This window comes from Paraglaciecola sp., assembly GCF_039943935.1.
In the GTDB taxonomy this organism is placed as follows: domain Bacteria; phylum Pseudomonadota; class Gammaproteobacteria; order Enterobacterales; family Alteromonadaceae; genus Paraglaciecola.
Genome location: NZ_JBDUZQ010000021.1, coordinates 183682 through 203439, shown reverse-complemented (window position 1 = coordinate 203439; position 19758 = coordinate 183682). Strand labels below are relative to the sequence as shown.

The window sequence follows — 19758 nt, the reverse complement described above, 5'->3', positions numbered from 1 at the left end:
TTGTTTCTTCCTTGTTTCTTCCTTATTTTTTCCTTATTTCAAAGAGTAACTTGGTCCATATTTCGCTTAGTAAGTTTAAATTTATATCCTGCAATATCGACAGGTGATGTAAGAGGCCTATTTTTCTATGACTATTATTGATAACTTACAAAGCTTATGGGACACAGGTTCGTCTAGCCAAACTGAAGAAACAGTAGCCGCTGAGACAAGTGAGAATGAAGCGCTAAATCAAGGCTTTAGCGGACTATTCTCAATGCTTCAAGGAGAAAACAGTGATGGTGAGTCTGGTGACGCACAGCTAGGTACGGAGGCTGTCATTGATAGCATTCAACAAAGTTTGATGTCGGCCATGGGGTTTACTAATGCCGTAGGAGATGGAGTGTCGAAACTTTCGTCACTATCTTCTATCGCTAATATGCAGTCATCTTTATTAAGTAGCCTTCAAGCTAGCTTATTTAGTAGCGCAACTGAAAGTGCATCGTCATTTGTTGGTGAAACTACAAGCATAGTTAAAGGTGTCGAGGAGTTTGATTCTTTTAGTAATACTTGGAATGCTATTGATGACGTTTCTGATTATCTAACCGGTGCAGATGGGCTCGCCTTTGCAGATGTATTTGATTCAGTCAATATATTGAATCATGTACCGCTTATTTCAGATGTTTACCAAAACGAAATCGAGCATGAAATCTCACCTATTTCAGAGTTGGTGGGGGGGTACGCCTTTGGCGGGCCTGTAGGTCTTGCTTATTCAGCTGCAGACTTAGCAATTGAGTCAATATCTGGAAAGTCTATTTATGAAAATATCAGTGATTTTTTGTTTAGTGATGCAGAGCAAGAAAGTATAGAAAATACAGTAACCCAAGTGACCGATACCATATTGCAAACCAACCAAGCTTATAGTTTTGTTCGACGTAATTTTTGAGATATTTAATATGGGGCAATTTTATGCCTCTTTTTCATATAGCGGCTAGTTTCAGTACTTAAAGGTGCAAGCTGTTTGCAGTGTTAGGGAAGGTTGAGTGATATTCATAGTAAAACTATTATTCATTGAACAGTCAATAGCAAGGGCTTTGCAGGGTAATAAAAAAGCTTGATTAACTTTGTTGAAGCGTTATGAAAAAGAATTTATCACTATAGTATGCGTATGATGGGTAAAACTGAAGATACCTTGGACTTAATGCATGAGGTGTTTGTTTCAGTATTCCGAAATTTATCAAATTATCTAAATGAAGGGAGCTTCAAGAGTTGGTTATACCGTATTGCCCATTTTAGATGTATTGAGGGTTGTCGACGTAAAAATCCAATGCAAGGCTTAGATGATGTGCCAGATGTGGAAAGTGAAGAAATCAGTGCGGCTGATGCAATACATTGCCATCAAGAAAATAGACAGCTCATTAATACAATGCAGCAATTATCATTGATGAAAACATCACATTTTTATTATCTGACTTTATACAAGCTGAAGATAATAATGTGATTGATATTCGCAATAAAGTGTATGTATTTAAGCATGAAGATGTGAAGTCTTGTGTAAAGGGCACCATAAGTAAGGAGCAACTATTAACTGTTGTGAATACTTCTCTATTTTAATAGAGAAGTATTCAGCTAGGGTAATTTCATGACATTTAGCTAACAAACCGCTAAGCTAACAGGATCTTAGCCAACAATGGCTTAAATTGGTTTTCTGTTAGGATCTTGCATGAAATCTTCAGTAGTAATTAGCGGTTCTGGTTTATGGAAACCTGATCATAGTATTTCAAACGAAGAACTGGTTACGGCATATAATGCTTATGCAACTCAGTTCAACGAACAGAATTTGGACGCGATAGGGAAGGGGGAAATGACCGCAAAACCTTTTTCAAGCGCCGAGTTTATCGAAAAAGCATCGGGTATTCGCAGTCGTTATGTTTATGTAAAGGACGGTGTGTTAGACATTAATCGGATGCGACCTAATATTCCAGAAAGGGCTGACGGTGAACTTTCTAATCAAGCTGAAATTGCCATTTACGCCGCTAAAGATGCTTTAAAATCTGCTAATAAAACGGCTGAAGATATTGATGCTGTAATTGTTTCTTGTGCTTATACTCAACGCTCTTATCCAGCTGTGGCCATTGAGGTACAAGATGCGTTAGGTATTAAAGGGTTTGGGTTTGATATGTTAGTTGCATGCTCAGCAGCGACATTTGCGTTACATCGAGCCTATGAAATGATTGCTGCAGGAACAGCTAAGTCAGTTTTATTGATAAACCCGGAGATGATATCCCCTCAAATCAACTATTGCGATCGTGACAGCCACTTTATTTTCGGAGATGTAGCAACAGCTATGGTTGTAGAAAGTGCTGAGACAGCAACTTCAGATCATGTTTATGACATTCTAAGCACCAAAGCAGTAACCCAATTTTCTAACAATATCCGCTCTAACTTCGGTTATATTAGTAGAGTAAATGATGTTGATCCTTTTGCGGCAGATAAGCTCTTTCATCAAGAAGGGCGTAAAGTGTTTAAAGATGTATGTCCTATGGCCGTAGAACATATCTCTGAGCATTTGCAGCGACATGATTTAAGTTCGACCCAGGTATCTAGGTGGTGGTTACATCAAGCTAATATTAATATGAATACTTTTATAACCCGAAAATTATTAGACAGGCAGCCTTCCCCAGAAGAAGCGCCTATTGTTTTAGATACATTTGCCAACGCAGCTTCGGCTGGGTCGATAATTGCATTTCACTTACATCACCAAGATCTTCAATCTGGAGATGTAGGCTTGTTATGTTCTTTTGGGGCAGGATATTCCATTGGTAGCCTAGTATTGCGCAAAAAATAGTAAGAATTGGCAAGTTTTTATTATCAGAGTATGCACCGCTCAGCTGAAATAAGAGAGAGAATTTAGATGTTAGCAACAATTGGATACGCGTTAAGTGCTACAGGTTACGCGTTTTTATTATTGTTGTTATTGACTGTAAGAAAGTCGGGTTTGGCTAAATACTTATTGATTTTAGCGACGCTTACGACTTTTTTGTGGTCTGTAACGCCTTTTGTCACCTCACCTATGTCTCTGGAAAGCTTGTTATTTTTTGACAATATAAAAAATATTATTTGGTTGTTGTTTTTAGCATCTTGTTTAAAAGATAATTTTATCAATATAGGAGAAATTTTATCTCGTAAAGAAACTTGGTTTATTTTATTCCTACCTATACTCGCATTATGCCTTCCTTATTTCGGGTTAGAAAATTCCACTTGGCAATTTTTATTGCAAACCATGATCCCGCTACAGTTTTTAATACTGCTAGAGGTGATTTTTCGCCAATCTGGTGATAATGGGTGGGCGATTAAGCCATTGATATTGTACTTAGCGGTTATAAGTGTGTTTGACTTTGTTACCTTCGCTAATGCACTAATGGTAGAGAAAATACATATTAATTACATTGCTGCACGCGGATACATTCATGTGGCTCTAATTCCATTTTTGATTTTAGCTATAAGGCGGGTGAAAAACTGGGGAGTTGAAATATATATTTCCCGTGAAGTGGTCATGCATAGCACTTTGTTAATGGTAGCTGGTGGCTACCTGTTTGTGATGGCACTGATTGGTTACATAGTAAAATATATGGGAATTGAGTGGGGCTCAACTATACAAATTATTCTAATCGCCTTATCACTTGGGCTATTAGTGACTCTGTTTTTATCGCTCAGATTTAAAACACGTATCAAAGTCTTTATTACTAAACATTTTTTCGCAAACCAATTCGATTATCGACAAGAATGGTTAGAACTCACCCATTCTCTTAGCGGAGATAGTGCCGATGGCAACATCCATGCAACTGCACTTAAAGGCTTAATTGAAGCAATTGATTATGATAGTGGCTGTTTTATTCAGGTAAAACATACCAACTTAAAATTACTCGCTAACATAAACCACCCCAGTTTGACGCTTGAAGAAGAGCAAGTCTTAGATATATTTTGTACGTTTTTCAAATCTAAAAACTGGATCATTGATATAGAAGAATTAAGAACCAAACCTTTTGTATACGAAGGTCTTAGAATTAATCATGCATTGTTAAATGAAGTGTCTTTTCAGCTTGTAATTCCTATTTATAATGGAGACGAGTTATGGGGAATGGCGACGCTTTTAGGTTCTGCTGAAACTTCAATAAAGCTGAACTGGGAACTTAGAGACTATTTAAAAGCTGTGACTGCTCAGGTTTCAAATTACTTGTTTCATCATCAAGCGGCGGAAGAGCTCGCTGAAAATGCACAGTTTGCAGCTTTCAGTCGAATGTCAGCATTTGTGGTTCACGATTTAAAAAATGTATTGGCGCAAATTGATTTAATTCTCTGTAACGCCGAACAACATAAAGATAATCCAGAGTTTATTGATGACACCTTTGAGACATTGCACCATACCAAAGCCAGAATGGATAAAATGTTAAGGCAACTGACCGAAAAAAATACCGCAAAAGAAAGCGGTGATAGTTTAATTTTTTTATCAGAGTCTATTGGTGAGGTTATTGAAAATAGATGTGCATCATATTTTCCTACACCTAGCATGGACGTTGGTAATGAAAAGCCTGTAGTGTTAGATAACGACAAATTTAGTAATGTAATGTATCACTTGATTAGTAACGCTCAGCAAGCAACTGACGATGATGGTACCGTAGATGTAGTAATTGAAATCTCCGTAGATGAACGCTACATGTTGATTAAAATTATTGATACTGGTTCAGGGATGAGTGAAGATTTCATTCGAACTAGGTTGTTTAAACCGTTTGATACAACCAAAGGAAATGCTGGTATGGGCATCGGTGCGTTTGATGCTAAGGCTTACCTGGATAAATTAGGCGGGCAGTTACTCGTAGACAGTGAGCTAAATATAGGCACTACATTTACGCTACGTATTCCAACGAATTAAGACTAAAAAGGGTAAGACTCATGGATAAGATACTTGTGGTGGATGACGACTTAGGTATTCAAAAGCAATTAAAATGGAGCTTTTCTGGCTATGATGTAGTGTTTGCAGAAGACCGAACTTCAGCCATTGCACAATTGAGGCGATTTGAACCTAAGGTTGTCACATTAGATTTAGGCTTACCCCCTGACCCGAGCAATGCCAGTGAAGGGTTAGCGACGCTTGAAGAAATTTTAGCTTTAGCGCCCTATACCAAAGTCATAGTTGTTACCGGAAATAATGACAAGACAAATGCTTTAAAAGCAATTAGTTTAGGGGCTTATGACTTCTATCAAAAGCCCATAGATTCTGACACAATTCAAATTTTAGTGGGCCGAGCCTTAAACCTTTTCAATCTAGAAATGGAAAATAAGCACCTAGCGCAAGTTGCGCCAGCTATGGACCGAATCATTGGTCAGAGTGAAGGTATTTTAGCCGCCAGTAAAAAAGCAGAACGTATTGCACAAACAGATATCAGTACCCTGCTGTTAGGTGAAAGTGGCACAGGTAAAGAGGTCTTTGCTCGCAGTATTCATGAGCATAGCCTACGAAAAGATAAACCTTTTATTGCCATTAACTGTGCCTCGATTCCTGAAAATTTGTTAGAAAGCGAGTTGTTTGGATATGAAAAAGGTGCCTTTACTGGAGCTAATAAAACCACACCAGGTAAAATTGAGTCTGCACAAAACGGTACTTTATTTTTAGACGAGATTGGTGATATGCCCATTGGCTTACAAGCAAAAATGTTACGCTTTTTACAAGAGCGAGTCATTGAGCGAGTAGGTGGAAGGTCAGAAATTCCTGTTAATATTCGGGTGATATGTGCCACTCATAGAGATGTGCAAACCATGGTTGCTGAGGAAACTTTCCGGGAAGATTTGTTTTATAGAGTAGGTGAAATTAGCATACTTATTCCTCCACTTAGAGAGCGAGACAACGACGTGATCTTGCTGGCTAAAACATTTTTAACGCAATATAACGAAGAGTTCAAAACTAAATTGAAAGGTTTCAGTGACTCAGCTATTAAAGCAATGAAACAACATAAGTGGCCAGGAAACATTCGTGAATTGCAAAATAAATTAAAGTCGTCGGTTATTATGGCTGAGGGCACGCATATTCAAGCAGATGATCTAAGTTTATTTGTCAAAGATGATGAACCGACTATCAACTCATTAAATTTACGTGAAGTCAGAGAGCACGCTGAAAGCCGTGCCATTCGAAATGCTTATCAAGTTGCAGAGCATAACATGTCGAAAACAGCTGAATTGTTAGGAGTGACACGTCCAACCTTATATTCCTTAATTGATAAGTATCATATGGAAGATATTAAAACTTCTGCTAAATAGTTAATTAAGGTTTACCGAGTTGATTAAATCGAGGACAGCGGCAGTTTTCAAGTTAACATTATCTTGTGCGGCTTTAATACTGATCTGGCTATTGGGGGCTAGACTAAGTGTATATATTGCATTACCTCCTGCATTGTTAGGTTTGTTTATACTATTCGTTGTACTTGCATTTTTAGGCCGTGTCCCCAAAGCCTTATTTGAGCTGAGTCATTACTTACTCGGCCATTTCTCTTTATTTTTTATTCCTCCTATCATCGCTGCTTGGGTATATATCAAAACCTTACAACAAAACTTATGGTTGTTTTTATTGGCGATTTTATTCAGTACATTTTTAAGTATGTTAATAACGTCTTGGCTTGCTAGGTGTTTGTTACCTGCAGATGGTACTAAAAATGACGCAAACAAAGAGACGAATAATGATAATTGATGGTCATACCTGGGAATATATTAACTCTGGTTTATGGATCTTTTTCACATTGGTAGCTTATATTAGCGCCTTGTTTATTTTTCGTTTTTCTAGATATAATTTAGTGTTTCACCCTGTAGTTACTGGGTCCATAATGGTGTTTGGTGTTTGCTTAATCAGCCAAACGAGTCTTTCAGACTATGTTGTGTATTCTAGTCCATTGATTTGGTTGTTAGGCCCTATTACTGTGGCATTAGCGGTGCCCGTATATCAGCAACTACGGTATTTAGTTGATACCGGGTGGCGAGGTTTTTTGGTGGTGGTATGCGGTGGAATGTTAGCCCCAGTATGTGCGATTCTAATTATGAGCTTTGGAGATTTCACAGATGAAGTTAAACTTTCGAGCCTTACCAAGTCCATTACCACTCCACTAGCTATTGATACCGCCAACCTTATAGGTGGTGTTACTGAATTGGCAGCTGCGATAGTGATAATGACTGGGCTATTGGGTGTATTACTCAGTAAATTGGTATTTAAAATAACCAAAAACCAAGATGAAAGAGGACAAGGATTAACACTAGGTACTATTGCTCATGCAATAGGTACCTCCCATGCTTTACGATTAAGTCAGAAAACTGGTGCGTACTCTAGCATGGCTTTGTGTGTCAACGGCGTAGTGACAGCCATTGTTTTACCTTTGTTTTTTTATTTATTTGGCACTTAAAGTAAGCTTAGATATTTGACTTTAGTTTAGATTCTTATGGCTGGTATATTTAGTGCATACGCGGTATTTATGAATATTTTAAAAGTGTTAAATGTCTTTATGAAACATGCTCGTGTTCATTTGCTATTACTAACTGGCATAATTGTTCTACAAGGCTGCTCTGGCAGTTCTGACGGTGACAGTGTGGCAGATGATACTGTACTCGTAAATGCCGGAGCTAAGCAGTCGGTAAGTGAACAAACTGACGTCACCTTAAGTGGCCAAGCCTCGGGTAAAACTGATGATTTAACGTATTCTTGGAGTGTGGTACCCAGCCTATCTATCATTCATGATGACACTAGTGTGGCTATCGCTACTTTTACGGCACCAGTAACAACCGAAATAGTGACTTATACCTTCACTTTAACTGCCACTGACGGTGAAGGTAACACAGGTTCTGATATTGTTTTGTATCAAGTCAACCCTATCAATGTTTTGCCAACAGCACATATAGACATTGTGACCACAGACGACTTCAGCACTAGTTTGTATCCTGCAGGTTACAACATAGTATTAGATGGCTCTAAAAGTGGTGATCCTGATAGTGCGGATGAATCACACCCTATCGCGGCATATTCGTGGCAACAAACTGCCGGAGAGTCAGTGATTGATAACATTAGTACCTTAGGTGACACCTTAACTTTTAATACCCCTATTTTATCGAGTGCGAACACTATTACCTTCGTTTTAACCGTGACAGATGAGGAAGGGGCTACCGATACTGAAAGCATTTCATTAAATATTCAAAGTATTCAGCAAACTCTACCTACAGCTAATGCAGGGGTTGACCATGAAGTGTTTTCGGGCGAAACCATTTTATTAAATGGTATAGCAGGTACCACAGTAGACTCGTCAAACCCCTTAATCATAAATTGGGTTAGCGATAGCTTAAACACTGTGCATATAGATAACGCTAGTTCTTTACAAACGTTTGCTGTAGCACCCTTAGTAAACAGTAATCTAACCCTAACTTTTACTATGGAAGTAGAAGATGCAGTTGCCAATCAAGTTGAAGACAGCATGACTGTAAATGTTTTACCTCTTCCTATTCAACCAATAAACGATACAGGTGTAATTTTACAAGGCTCCAGTTCCACCATAGGTACAGACCATCAAGGCGAATACCCTGGACAAGATGGGCAAAGGGGACAAGACATAATTAACAGTAACGATGTTTCGACGAAAGCAGGGCGAGGTCAACAGGGGTTTGATTTTACTGCGTTAGATGAAATTGGTGACGAGGTGGATGACATCAGTTTGGGATGGCGCTGCGTTAGAGATAATATTACAGGATTAATATGGGAAGTAAAAACCACTGTCTCCGAGACCGACTTGCACAGCAGTAACCATAGTTATAGCTGGTATCAGCTTGAAGGTGATGGAACGTTTTCTGGAGAAGAATCTGTAGGCGAAACTAGTTGCTCAAGCACAAATTGTAATACCACGGAATTCGTAGAGGACGTTAATGAAGCGGGATTATGTAACTTCAAAGATTGGCGCTTACCTACCCATGATGAATTGTTATCTATTGTACATTATGGGAAAGGTGATGGTTTGATGGTCGATGGCGAGTATTTTCCTAACGCTACAGACTCCCTAGGCACAGAGGTGTGGTATTGGACCACAGAATCAAGTGCTGATGGCATGTCTGACAATGTCGCCCATGCATCATGGGCAATAGACTTTGCTTCAGGAAACGATAACTTTTTACCTAAATCGACAGCTGCACGTATTCGTCTTGTCAGAGCGGGAAGATAATATGAAAACCCTAATAATATTGAGCTTCTTAATTCCTTGTTGGGCCATGGCGCAAACTTGTTTGAGTGATTTTGATAGCAGCATTCAAGAAACTGAATTTACCGATAATAGTGACGGTACGGCAACAGATAAAGGCTTAGGTTTGATCTGGATGCGTTGTAGTATCGGACAAACGTGGGAGAATGAAACCTGCACTGGTGACGGCTTAGAGCTCACTTGGCAAGAGGCTTTACTTATTGCACATGGTTACGAGTATGCCGATTCCCTAGGGTGGCGTTTGCCCAATATGAAAGAGTTAGCGAGTTTAACTGAACGTAGTTGTGTTCGCCCTGCTATTAACGAGTTGTTTTTCCCCAATACTTATTCAGATGATTATTGGACGTCAACCCCCTCAGTTATTGATCCTCAAAGGGCTTGGGTTATCGCATTTTTTAATAGCAGTAATGCCTTAAAAGATAAAAACTTAACGGTGTTCACGCGCCTAGTGCGAACTGCAGATTAACCTATGTTTTATCTGTCTTATCTTATCCCTCCTTGCATTTTATCCACATAAAGGCACACTTAACCCGTGCTAATTGTTATTGGAATAGAATGCGTTTTCTTGTCTTTATATTACTACTTATTTTAAGTATTGACTCACATGCTGGAGATAGTTGCGAGGTGTCTCTCAACTATGGAGTGGTAGTAACTGATGAACAAATAAGAGTATTAGGCGAGCACGGTAGAGTGGTTTACCAGGTTAATGAGCCGGCACAACTTTTTGTGCGTGGCGAATGGATTGATCTCACACCAGAGCAGGAAGCAGATTTAGCTAACCTTTCACATGGTATTCACAAAGTTGTGCCAAAGATGATTTTGCTAGCCAATGAAGGGGTTGAGTTAGCCATAGAAACCATAGAACAAGTTTATGGCGGCTTAGTAAAAGATGATAAAAGTCAGAAAAAACTACAAAAGTCCCTAGAACGAGTTCAATCTAGTGTTAAAGAAAAATTTATTCGCTCTAATGACACGTTTTATATGGGACCTGGTAAGTTAGAACAAGTAAACGATTTGGTTGATAGGGAGTTAGAAGAACAGATAGAGAATGCCATTAGCACTTCCGTTGGGGGGATCTTGTCTGCTATTGGTGGTTTGGTTGCTAGTGATCAAACCTCTGAAGAAAAAATTGAAGAAATTGTGCGTAATCTTGAAGGTGTTGGAGCTGATATCGAACAAAGTGTTGGCCCAAAAGTTGAGACGTTAAAACTAAAGGCTAAATGGTTTTGTCATAAGTTTAAAAAACTAGATAATTTAGAAGACCGTTTAAGGGCGTCTATTCCAGAGCTGCAACCTTATGATGTTTTAATTACAGGGAATGCGGTGTACGATAAGTAGTTGCTTTTCTTGAATCCTTTACGTTGAGGCGGGAGGGCTTTGCTAACAGCTTATTACTAAACGACATTGCCTGCACTTGGTCCACCCTTATCTTCTGTTATCCTTGGCGGTCGCATATAGATTATGACTTAGTCGCTTTAATACACTTTGCTTATATAGCCCCTACTTTTCAAACGAAATTCATTTAATCCAACTGACTTTTATATAACATCTAAGCCCGCTGATATATTAGTAATTTGTAATCGAAGTAAATACAGAAAACTTACGGTAAAAATATTTTAATAACCCTGTTAGTTAAACACATGTTTGCCGGTTATTCATTGAGTTAAGTTTAATTTAGTTGGGTTTATCCACTCGGCTTTTGTTAAAGCATATTCATCATTAGAAAAACTTAACGAGTGACAAGTCTCCAAAAGAAGTATCAATATGCCTACCTTTTTGTTGCCATGCTCTCAGTACGAGTAATAACTTTTTATCATCTGATGTCCAAGAGATCCCAGCACCGATAGCTTCTGTTTTTTCATCGCCCGAGTCTTTTAATCCAAGTCGCGGGTCTTCGTTGCGAATATGCCCTTTGCCTAATTTGTATTCAGCAAAGCCGTGAATGTTGTAAGGAAAATGAAAAGAAATAAATGGACCTATATTTACGCCGATAGAATTAGACGTTAGCTTTGTGACTTTAGGCGCTGGTGACCTTAAAAATTCGGCTTGAAAGACGATGCTTTCTTCACTTTCTAGAGTTAAATGCTTAAACGACCATCCCCCTACTAAACTTAATGACAAATCAAATTGATTACTGAGTTGAGGTTTATTGAGAAAAAAGTGTTGGAACAAAGAAGTCTTATTCTTGAATGTGTATAAGTTGTGTTGTCCAAACAATTCTATTTTAGTAGACTTAGTTAGTGAGCCAAAAATTTCATTTGTATGGTTACCATTAAGCTCTTTAGCTGTTTTTTGCAGTCCTTCAAGGGTTTGATAGTTTAAGGTAATTTTTGAATGTTTAAATTTACGATACGAAAACAATAAATCTTGTGTTTTTGTTTCTGTTGATTGGTCGAAAGCATCTACTGCATATCCTATTTCTATGCCATTAACATCAAAATACACCCCTATTCGTTCATTATGCAAAGGTGATAATGTAAAAAGTGTTTTCTGATCGTTAGTTAATAGGTCATCAAATATAAGAGAGTGACTGGTTTTAGGAATAGACAATGTGGTGCGGACTGACTTGAGATCAAGCTCTATTCCTTTTGATGTTGAGGAGTAAACTAAAATAATAAAAAAGATAGATAAAAAAGCACTACATTTGTACATCATTAAATAAAACTCTACTAACTCTGATGGGTATCAGATTACCCTTTTTAATGCATAAAAAAAATCACAAATTTCTAACAAATGAGCTTTTTAATTTTTTGGTGAATGAGTTGTGTTGGAAGGTTTAATGCTGTCATTAAACCATTGTCTCTAGAAGAGTATTGAGATAACGCCTACCTAGCGTCGTTACTTGCCAGTGAGCAGGTGTATCTTTAAGTAACCCTTTGTAAATTGCTTTTTGTAGGTTACCAGCGGTTGCTTTATCTAAGTTTTGCCCTGTAAAGTCTATAAAGTCTTGTTTAGGGCATGGCTCTATTAAGCGAAATCGGTTCATAAAAAACTCAAAGGGTAAGTCTTCTTTGGTGACTTCTTTTGACTCGTAGGTGTAGCTGCGGGTCAAGTCCATATAGCCTTTCGGATGTTTGACTTTTACTGTTCGAATGATGTGATTGTTATCAAGCTGCGTTATTTTACCATGAGCGCCACAGCCAATACCAAGGTAATCACCAAAGCGCCAATAGTTAAGGTTGTGCTGGCATTGTTGGCCAGCTTGGCTATAAGCGGATATTTCATATTGTTGAAACCCTGCTGCTTGTAACAGTGCATCCCCTTTTTCTTGAATATCCCATAGTAGCTCATCTTCTGGCAGTTTAGGGGGCTTGGAATGAAACTGAGTGTTGGGTTCAATGGTGAGTTGATACCATGAAAGGTGTGGTGGCTTTTGTTCAATGGCGGTGCTTAGGTCGAATAAGGCGTCATCTAAAGATTGCTTGGGTAAGCCGTGCATTAAGTCTAAATTAAAGCTATTAAGTCCTATCTGTTTTGACATTACTGCAGCATTTTGCGCTTGTTTTTCATCGTGAATTCGCCCTAGCGCTTTGAGCTTACTCGGTTGAAAGCTCTGTATACCAATAGAAATACGGTTTACACCTGCAGATACATAATCTGCGAATCGCTGCGCTTCGATGGTGCCGGGGTTGGCTTCCATTGTGACTTCAGCATCCGGGAGTAGGTTAACTCTCTCTTTCACGCCTTTGAGTAATATGCCTATTCCTTTTGCAGAAAATAAACTCGGAGTACCGCCACCGATAAAAATACTATGAATCGGCCGTTTACCCACTAGTACTGCATCTTCGGCTAAATCATCTAGTAAATGACTGATGTACTCAGTTTCTGGCAATACTTGCCCTTTTTGTCCATGTGAATTGAAGTCACAATAAGGGCATTTTTGCACGCACCAAGGAATATGAATATATAAAGAAAGTGGGGGGTATTTTAATACCGGTATCGAACTCAATACTCTAGCCTACTTTTTGCTGTAACTGTGCCAATAACTGTTTTAGTGCTTTGCCTCTATGACTAAGTGCATTTTTTTGTTCTGGGGTAAGCTCTGCAGAGGTGCAGTTTTGCTCTTGCACCCAAAAAATAGGGTCATAGCCAAAGCCGTTTTTACCACCTTGCTCGGTGGTGATGTGACCGCTCCATTCTCCTTGGCAAATAATAGGAGTTGGATCTTCAGCATGGCGCATAAATACCAATACACATAAGAATTTGGCTTGGCGTTTTTCTTTTGGTGTATCGTTTAAGTTGTCAAGCAACTTGATAATATTGCTTTGGTCTGTGGCATTGTCGCCAGAGTAACGAGCTGAGTATACACCTGGTGCGCCGCCAAGTGCGTCTACCGCTAAACCAGAGTCATCTGCTATTGCAGGTAAGCCTGTTACTTTGGCTGCATGGCGCGCTTTAATTATGGCGTTTTCTACAAATGTAGTGCCGGTTTCGGCCACGTCATTTACAGCAAATTCACTTTGAGGCAACACCTTAATATTCAAGCCAGACAACATATTGGCTAGCTCTTTGACTTTGCCTTGGTTGCCTGTGGCAAGTACCACGTTTTCAATATCTGGATAGTTCATAACGTTAGCTTCTTGGTCCTCTGCCTTTGGCCTTTTTCTTTTTACCTTTTGCTACACGTTTAGCTTTTAATAATGCTTTTTTTGTTTTGGTGCTGACCTTTTTCTTAGTGGGTGGTCTGGCTTCTTTATTTTGCGGTCTTAGTTTTGCAATGACTCTACGCTTTAGCTTCTGTTCTGTATAGCGCTCAATTTTAGGCACTATGGCTATATCATGTGCTTCTACTAAAGATATGGCAGTGCCTTTATTTCCGGCGCGGCCAGTACGGCCAATTCTGTGTACGTAAACATCTGCGGTACGTGGCATATCGTAATTTATGACATGGCTAATGTTGTCTACGTCTATACCGCGGGCGGCTACATCTGTGGCAACCAAAATTTTAACTTCGCCACTTCTAAATCTTTCCATGGCGGCGTTACGTTTGTCTTGTGGCATTTCACCTTGTAACCAGCAACAATCAATATCTACAGATTGCAGTTGCCCTACTAGTGTGGCTAAACGCTCTCTAGTTTTTACAAATACAATCGCTGTTTCGACTTGATTACTTAAAATGTGTGTCAGTAATGCTAATTTATGATGAGCGTTATCAGCTAGGTGGATCCATTGATGGATCACGCCTTTTTCTTTACGGCTAGAGTCGGCCTCTAATTCAACTGGGTCGTCTAGTAAATCTCCTGCAAAGCGAGCAATGCCAGCGCCTTCTAACGTTGCTGAAAACAACATACTTTGCTTACGCCAGCGTGCCTCTGCAGCTATTTGATTGACGACTGCCGAGAATCCCATGTCTAACATGCGGTCAGCTTCATCTAAAATTAGGCATTCGATATCACGGCAATCAAAGCTTTCTTTTTCGATGTGTTCGAATAAGCGCCCCGGTGTGGCAACAAGAATATCTAAGTTCTTTTCTAATAAGTCACGGTCGGTACCATAGTTAATGCCGCCGGTAATCACGCCACAATTTATATGGGGTAGGTATTTACAAATGGCTTTAGCTTGTTCAAATATTTGTAACGCCAGCTCACGGGTTGGCGTTAATATAAGAATACGGGTAGAGCCAGGATTTCGTCTCGGATAGTCTAGTAAAAATTGACAGGCAGGTAATAAAAACGCTGCAGTTTTACCTGTACCTGTTGGCGCTGATGCTAATATATCTTTGCCATTCATGGCCTCGGGTATAACTAACTTTTGGATGCTAGTGGGTTCTTTATACCCTAAATCTACCACTGCGTGGATGAGGTCATCGTCTAATTCTAATTGTTCAAACATGTATGTTTAAGCCTTGTTTTTCCGTGGGCTTGGGAATTGCTGCAGATTATAAAGGACTAGTGACAGAATTGCTTATGCATTTTAAGTTTAAGATGATTAATCGTAGGGGGCTTTTTGTTTTGTTGCCCTTAAAATTTATTAGATGTCATAATTGATGTTCTTGATATTTGTTTAATCTTACTACAGAGCAGGTTGTAGATATGCCCGATGAAACCCTTGAACTAGCCGCACTAATAGGGAAAACACTTTTAGACAGAGGATGGCAGATAACATGTGCTGAATCTTGTACTGGCGGAGGAGTAGGGTATGCCATCACTAGTACCCCTGGTAGCTCTGCTTGGTTTAGAAAAGGTTTTATTACCTATTCGAATGACGCAAAGCAAGAGATGTTAAATGTAAGCTCAAAAACGTTAACTGCATATGGGGCAGTGTCTGCTGAGACTGTAAAAGAAATGGCATTAGGTGCCGCTATCGCAGCTAATGCAGAACTGGCTATAAGTGTGAGTGGTATAGCCGGGCCAGACGGTGGTTCGCCTGAAAAACCAGTTGGTACTGTGTGGTTTGGTTTTGGTGTGTGTGGTGAGGTGGTCACCCACAAGCTAAAATTCAGTGGTGATAGGCAAACTATTAGAATGAAAGCCGTTGAGTTTGCTCTATCTACTATTTTAAAGATGGTGACAAAATAAACAATTCTATGTGTGCTTAAAAATAAATTGTTATTTTTACTTGTAACTGTATAACCATACAGTATACTTTGCCCATAACTACTGTATAACAAATTACATTGTGAATGACTCATTGTTAAGTCATACCAATGCTGACAATTACGAAGGACATTCTGATGGATGACAATAAAAACAGAGCGTTAAGTGCTGCTCTTGGCCAGATTGAAAAACAATTTGGTAAGGGCTCTATCATGAAACTAGGCGATAACAAAACCATGGACGTTGAAACTATTTCAACGGGCTCATTAGGTTTAGATGTTGCTTTGGGTGCTGGTGGTTTACCGCTAGGTCGAATTGTTGAAATATATGGTCCAGAGTCGAGTGGTAAAACAACATTAACACTAGAAGTAATAGCTGAAGCGCAACGTAACGGTAAGGTTTGTGCCTTTATAGATGCTGAGCATGCACTTGATCCTATTTATGCAGAAAAGCTGGGCGTAGATGTTAACGAACTTTTAGTCTCTCAGCCTGATACCGGTGAGCAAGCCTTGGAAATTTGTGACATGTTGACACGTTCTGGCGCGGTTGATGTGATTGTTGTGGATTCTGTAGCAGCCCTTACGCCTAAAGCTGAAATCGAAGGGGATATTGGTGATTCGCATATGGGGTTAGCCGCTCGAATGATGAGCCAAGCCATGCGTAAGCTAACTGGTAATCTTAAGCAGTCCAATACTATGCTGATTTTCATTAACCAAATTCGTATGAAAATTGGTGTGATGTTTGGGTCGCCAGAAACAACCACTGGCGGTAACGCTTTGAAATTCTATGCATCTGTACGTTTAGATATTCGTCGTATTGGCTCTGTTAAAGCCGGTGATGAAATTGTAGGTAACGAAACGCGAGTTAAAGTCGTTAAAAACAAAATTTCTCCTCCTTTCAAACAAGCTGAATTCCAAATTACCTATGGTGAAGGGATCAACAGTCATGGTGAGCTAATCGACCTTGGTGTGGCCCATAAAATGGTTGAAAAAGCAGGTGCTTGGTACAGTTACAATGGCGAGCGTATTGGACAAGGTAAGGCTAACTCTATTAAGTATTTAAAAGAGCATCCAGAAATGGCAAAAGACATAGATACTCGTTTACGTGCTTTGTTGTTATCTAAGCCTGTTCCTGCAGAAGAAGCTGAAAGCTAGTCGTATTCTTTAGCTTTTCGTAAATGTTCTTATTAAGCTCTATCTATTAGGGCTTTTTTGTTTTTGAATCACCAGAAATCGTTATACCTTTTTAGAAACCTTACCGTGCGATTTGGCCCAACTATCTGGAAATTTACCTTGTAGAACATATGAGAATGCAATGAGTTCAGCTATGACATGATAAAGTTGATCAGGAATTTCTTGACCTAAATCTAAGGTGCCTAAAAAGTCACTAAGGTATGGATCTTCATGAACTAGCACGCCATTGTCTCGCGCTAGAGCGATTATTTCTTCTGCTAAGTCTCCAAACCCTTTAGCCACCACTGTAGGTGTAGATTTAGCATTCTCTTGGTTGTATTTTAGCCCAACTGCACTTTTTTGCTTTTTGTTAGATGTAGAGGTGTCTTTCATCTTTACTACTCCATCAGGCTTGGGTTTGAAATACATGGTATGGGCGCTGCGCCAAGGTGTCAGGGATTTTTCCTAGCTGGCATTCAGATTTATTTACTTTTATCCCTAAAGAGTCAAGCTTACGTTTAAGTAAAGGTAGGTAATTCATAACTTGAATTTTAACTTCGTCATTTGAAACGTAAAAATTTAAGTCTATATTGTCAGGTCGTAATTTAGCTTTGGTTAGCAACTCGCCCATTTCACCTACTGATAACTTCATTGTAAGTTGCCAAGTTTTATTATCGCTTTGTTCTTTTTCATTACCTTCTTGTTGCTCACTCTCTCTTTTAATTAATAACTCTACATCTCTCATGGTGCCTCCCATAATTGAAGGAAGGTTATAATAAAAGGTTTCTTGGCCTTGTATTGATTGTTCTGCGCTAGATAGTTTATTGGCTTGATGCCCTGACATTAACCGGGTTATATTGCGTATTAATTGGTGTTTTTGTTCAAGTTGAGAAAACTCTTGTAACCCTTTATGAGTAGTTGAACCGGTTTTTCCGGAAGCGCGTATTACTTTGTTTAATGTTTCAGCTACAAATTCAGAGCGTTGGGCTTGGCCTCTCGCTAATCTAGCGCTTAAAGATATTTGTAGCATAGTAACCAAACCGCTAAACAACCCTTGGCTAGCAGCAGGGTTTGTTAATTGTGTGCTTGATAAATTTAATATTGGTGCGGTTAGTAGTTGTTTTATATTCTGATGGTCTAGTTCTTTACCTTGGGGTAAGGCCTGCTTTACTTGGTTAAGTAGTTGTTCAAGAACTTGTTTAGTTGATGTTTCTGTTGGAGCTTTTAAGAACTCGGTATCTACCAGAGCTTTGTCTAATCCTTGTAAACTGGCTGCGGGCGCGTCAGCTTTAGCTTGTACTATTCGCAGTAAGCTTTGCAATAAATTAGCCTGTTGTGGCTTGTTGTTTAATAATTGCGGTGTAATAACACTGCTGGCAATGGGCTTTTCTTGCACTTCTTTTGCAAGGTTTAGTGCCGCATCTTTCAAAGATACCTTAATTTCTGGATTCGATTCAGGTTTGTTGGTATTGCTCACCACAGGTTTTGAATCAATCGGTTTAGTAACAACTACAGCTTCCATGTTTGTCTTGGCAATAGATGGTTCTTTATTTAATTTGGTTGGGCTAGCTGTTTCACCGCTAGTTACAATAGATTGGCTCACAGTTTTTAAGGTTGCTTCTTGTCCGGGAATTTTAAGGGGCATTATGCTTTTGGCTATTTCAGGGCTAACAGGAATACTAACTACGGGCTTTTGGCTTTGTATGCTGAGCTTTGCATCTCCTGATGGAGTCAATTGTAAGTTTATATTTTGTATAGGTGATGTTTTAATTTTTTGAATAATCGCGAGGCTTTCAGGCTGATTAGATTTAACTAATTGCTGCAATACCTGTTTTATAGGCAAACTGACTTCAACAAGTTTGTTAGTAGTGTTGAGACTGTCTTGTTGCAAGGCTTGCTTAATGATGTCCTGTGCTTTTGATGCTGGGATAATAGTTTGTAGATTGGTTTGCTCAAGTTTAGGGGATGCTTGTAACGGCTGAGACAAATGCTGGTTTGCTGGTTGTTTTTCTAAATGCTTTAGACTTAATTGAACAGAATCATTCACACCATTACTCGTCAATTTTGCTAGGGTCACCTGCCAGTTATTCCCTTTGGGGGTAAGGGTAATCGTGACTTTTTCACCACTTTGAAATGGATTCGTTTGTTTTAGCGATAACGATATTTCGCTTTGAGTGCCGTGACTACTAATTCGCAAAGGTAAAATGTTTGCTTGTTTATTATTCGCTGTTGTTACGACTGATCCGTTTTCAGCTGTGTTTGCCGTTTGCTGAGTATGCTTAAATGCATCATTTAACTGCCCCTGGTTTTTAGTGGATAACACAGTGGCTTGTAATTGTAGAGAGCTAACAGCGTTTTCTATTTTATGTAAATTAAGTCCCGAGAGAAGTTGTTTTGCAGGTAACTTAAGTAAATTATTGATTTGTTGTTCAGTTAGTAAAAAACTACTTTTTGATACTTCTGGAGATGTTTTTGATTGGGTCGTATTCGCTGAGTAAAACTCAAGGGTTAAAGGGGATTTAGAAGATAATCTTAATTGGTATTTTTGCCCGTCAGCTAAAGCTGTTTTAACGTTATCGGCGGTTAGGGTGACGGTTTTGCTAAAAAAGTTGGTGTCTTTGTTGAGTGATACTAGGTTATCACCTAAATGCTTTACAAGAACCTCAACACCTTGTTTGGCTATGTCAGAACTAGCTGATAGCTGACTAAGCTGCATTAATGCTTGTGAAGCGGCCACTTGAGAGGGGAGAGGGATATCTGACATATTTACTGTATCGGCACCTAGCGTAAAGGTTT

Annotated in this window: 18 protein-coding genes; 12 read left to right on the top strand and 6 right to left on the bottom strand. The window is 39.1% G+C overall.

Translation table 11 applies throughout. The features are described from left to right. Nucleotides 1-127: 127 nt before the first annotated feature. The 10 genes from ABJD71_RS12965 (at nucleotide 128) to ABJD71_RS12920 (ending at nucleotide 10592) form a co-directional block, all read left to right on the top strand. Entirely contained in the window at nucleotides 128-922 is a 795-nt protein-coding gene (locus tag ABJD71_RS12965; RefSeq protein ID WP_348169935.1) for a hypothetical protein, read from the top strand. A 222-nt stretch (nucleotides 923-1144) separates the two neighbouring features. Further along, nucleotides 1145-1477: a sigma-70 family RNA polymerase sigma factor gene (locus ABJD71_RS12960; protein ID WP_348169932.1), complete on the top strand. Its 333-nt coding sequence runs from the start codon at nucleotides 1145-1147 to the stop codon at nucleotides 1475-1477. Between the two features lie 222 nt (nucleotides 1478-1699). Next, complete coding sequence (locus ABJD71_RS12955) at nucleotides 1700-2824, top strand: beta-ketoacyl-ACP synthase III (RefSeq protein ID WP_348169929.1); 1125 nt, start codon at nucleotides 1700-1702, stop codon at nucleotides 2822-2824. Nucleotides 2825-2890: 66 nt separating this feature from the next. Continuing rightward, nucleotides 2891-4909: an XrtA/PEP-CTERM system histidine kinase PrsK gene (gene prsK / locus ABJD71_RS12950; protein ID WP_348169926.1), complete on the top strand. Its 2019-nt coding sequence runs from the start codon at nucleotides 2891-2893 to the stop codon at nucleotides 4907-4909. A 20-nt stretch (nucleotides 4910-4929) separates the two neighbouring features. Continuing rightward, nucleotides 4930-6291 carry a PEP-CTERM-box response regulator transcription factor gene (gene prsR, locus ABJD71_RS12945; RefSeq protein ID WP_348169923.1) on the top strand — a complete coding sequence of 454 codons (1362 nt, stop codon included), beginning with the start codon at nucleotides 4930-4932 and terminating at the stop codon, nucleotides 6289-6291. Nucleotides 6292-6310: 19 nt separating this feature from the next. Continuing rightward, on the top strand, nucleotides 6311-6718 hold the full coding sequence (locus ABJD71_RS12940) for a CidA/LrgA family protein (RefSeq protein WP_348169920.1): 408 nt from the start codon (nucleotides 6311-6313) through the stop codon (nucleotides 6716-6718). Next, nucleotides 6684-7421 carry an LrgB family protein gene (locus ABJD71_RS12935; protein WP_348169917.1) on the top strand — a complete coding sequence of 246 codons (738 nt, stop codon included), beginning with the start codon at nucleotides 6684-6686 and terminating at the stop codon, nucleotides 7419-7421. The genes ABJD71_RS12940 and ABJD71_RS12935 overlap by 35 nt, the downstream gene beginning before the upstream one ends. A 36-nt stretch (nucleotides 7422-7457) precedes the next feature. Then, nucleotides 7458-9218, top strand: coding sequence for a DUF1566 domain-containing protein (locus ABJD71_RS12930; protein WP_348169914.1), 1761 nt, complete (start codon nucleotides 7458-7460; stop codon nucleotides 9216-9218). Between the two features lies 1 nt (nucleotide 9219). Continuing rightward, on the top strand, nucleotides 9220-9720 hold the full coding sequence (locus tag ABJD71_RS12925) for a DUF1566 domain-containing protein (RefSeq protein ID WP_348169911.1): 501 nt from the start codon (nucleotides 9220-9222) through the stop codon (nucleotides 9718-9720). Between the two features lie 89 nt (nucleotides 9721-9809). Next, on the top strand, nucleotides 9810-10592 hold the full coding sequence (locus ABJD71_RS12920; protein WP_348169908.1) for a YggN family protein: 783 nt from the start codon (nucleotides 9810-9812) through the stop codon (nucleotides 10590-10592). A gap of 381 nt (nucleotides 10593-10973) precedes the next feature. Here ABJD71_RS12920 and ABJD71_RS12915 read toward each other — a convergent pair whose 3' ends face one another. The 4 genes from ABJD71_RS12915 to srmB all read right to left on the bottom strand — a co-directional run bounded on the left by ABJD71_RS12915 (nucleotide 10974) and on the right by srmB (nucleotide 15086). Further along, nucleotides 10974-11909, bottom strand: coding sequence for a hypothetical protein (locus ABJD71_RS12915; RefSeq protein WP_348169905.1), 936 nt, complete (start codon nucleotides 11907-11909; stop codon nucleotides 10974-10976). Nucleotides 11910-12042: 133 nt separating this feature from the next. Continuing rightward, nucleotides 12043-13203 (bottom strand): radical SAM family heme chaperone HemW, encoded by a 1161-nt coding sequence (hemW, locus tag ABJD71_RS12910; RefSeq protein WP_348169902.1) that lies wholly within the window; start codon nucleotides 13201-13203, stop codon nucleotides 12043-12045. 4 nt (nucleotides 13204-13207) lie between these two features. After that, nucleotides 13208-13822, bottom strand: coding sequence for an XTP/dITP diphosphatase (locus ABJD71_RS12905; RefSeq protein ID WP_348169899.1), 615 nt, complete (start codon nucleotides 13820-13822; stop codon nucleotides 13208-13210). A 4-nt stretch (nucleotides 13823-13826) separates the two neighbouring features. Then, a complete protein-coding gene (srmB, locus tag ABJD71_RS12900) occupies nucleotides 13827-15086 on the bottom strand; it encodes an ATP-dependent RNA helicase SrmB (RefSeq protein ID WP_348169896.1) in 1260 nt (419 codons plus the stop codon). 200 nt (nucleotides 15087-15286) lie between these two features. Between srmB and ABJD71_RS12895 the strand changes: the two genes are divergently transcribed. Both ABJD71_RS12895 and recA read left to right on the top strand, forming a co-directional pair. After that, complete coding sequence (locus tag ABJD71_RS12895; RefSeq protein WP_348169893.1) at nucleotides 15287-15772, top strand: nicotinamide-nucleotide amidohydrolase family protein; 486 nt, start codon at nucleotides 15287-15289, stop codon at nucleotides 15770-15772. A 155-nt stretch (nucleotides 15773-15927) separates the two neighbouring features. Further along, entirely contained in the window at nucleotides 15928-16944 is a 1017-nt protein-coding gene (recA, locus tag ABJD71_RS12890; RefSeq protein ID WP_348169890.1) for a recombinase RecA, read from the top strand. Between the two features lie 81 nt (nucleotides 16945-17025). Here the strand turns inward: recA and ABJD71_RS12885 are convergent, their stop codons facing one another. Continuing rightward, nucleotides 17026-17355: an EscU/YscU/HrcU family type III secretion system export apparatus switch protein gene (locus tag ABJD71_RS12885; protein WP_348169887.1), complete on the bottom strand. Its 330-nt coding sequence runs from the start codon at nucleotides 17353-17355 to the stop codon at nucleotides 17026-17028. Between the two features lie 13 nt (nucleotides 17356-17368). Further along, complete coding sequence (locus ABJD71_RS12880; protein WP_348169884.1) at nucleotides 17369-19726, bottom strand: flagellar hook-length control protein FliK; 2358 nt, start codon at nucleotides 19724-19726, stop codon at nucleotides 17369-17371. Between the last annotated feature and the right edge of the window lie 32 nt (nucleotides 19727-19758).

What these genes read in the sequence shown, in the direction of transcription:
- ABJD71_RS12880 (WP_348169884.1), bottom strand. Translation starts at nt 19,726, where the DNA reads ATGTCAGATATCCCTCTCCCCTCTCAAGTGGCCGCTTCACAAGCATTA.
- ABJD71_RS12925 (WP_348169911.1), top strand. Translation starts at nt 9,220, where the DNA reads ATGAAAACCCTAATAATATTGAGCTTCTTAATTCCTTGTTGGGCCATG.
- ABJD71_RS12935 (WP_348169917.1), top strand. Translation starts at nt 6,684, where the DNA reads ATGACGCAAACAAAGAGACGAATAATGATAATTGATGGTCATACCTGG.
- ABJD71_RS12960 (WP_348169932.1), top strand. Translation starts at nt 1,145, where the DNA reads ATGATGGGTAAAACTGAAGATACCTTGGACTTAATGCATGAGGTGTTT.
- srmB (WP_348169896.1), bottom strand. Translation starts at nt 15,086, where the DNA reads ATGTTTGAACAATTAGAATTAGACGATGACCTCATCCACGCAGTGGTA.
- ABJD71_RS12915 (WP_348169905.1), bottom strand. Translation starts at nt 11,909, where the DNA reads ATGATGTACAAATGTAGTGCTTTTTTATCTATCTTTTTTATTATTTTA.
- recA (WP_348169890.1), top strand. Translation starts at nt 15,928, where the DNA reads ATGGATGACAATAAAAACAGAGCGTTAAGTGCTGCTCTTGGCCAGATT.
- prsR (WP_348169923.1), top strand. Translation starts at nt 4,930, where the DNA reads ATGGATAAGATACTTGTGGTGGATGACGACTTAGGTATTCAAAAGCAA.
- ABJD71_RS12885 (WP_348169887.1), bottom strand. Translation starts at nt 17,355, where the DNA reads ATGAAAGACACCTCTACATCTAACAAAAAGCAAAAAAGTGCAGTTGGG.
- ABJD71_RS12965 (WP_348169935.1), top strand. Translation starts at nt 128, where the DNA reads ATGACTATTATTGATAACTTACAAAGCTTATGGGACACAGGTTCGTCT.
- ABJD71_RS12955 (WP_348169929.1), top strand. Translation starts at nt 1,700, where the DNA reads ATGAAATCTTCAGTAGTAATTAGCGGTTCTGGTTTATGGAAACCTGAT.
- prsK (WP_348169926.1), top strand. Translation starts at nt 2,891, where the DNA reads ATGTTAGCAACAATTGGATACGCGTTAAGTGCTACAGGTTACGCGTTT.
- ABJD71_RS12895 (WP_348169893.1), top strand. Translation starts at nt 15,287, where the DNA reads ATGCCCGATGAAACCCTTGAACTAGCCGCACTAATAGGGAAAACACTT.
- ABJD71_RS12905 (WP_348169899.1), bottom strand. Translation starts at nt 13,822, where the DNA reads ATGAACTATCCAGATATTGAAAACGTGGTACTTGCCACAGGCAACCAA.
- ABJD71_RS12920 (WP_348169908.1), top strand. Translation starts at nt 9,810, where the DNA reads ATGCGTTTTCTTGTCTTTATATTACTACTTATTTTAAGTATTGACTCA.
- ABJD71_RS12930 (WP_348169914.1), top strand. Translation starts at nt 7,458, where the DNA reads ATGGCTGGTATATTTAGTGCATACGCGGTATTTATGAATATTTTAAAA.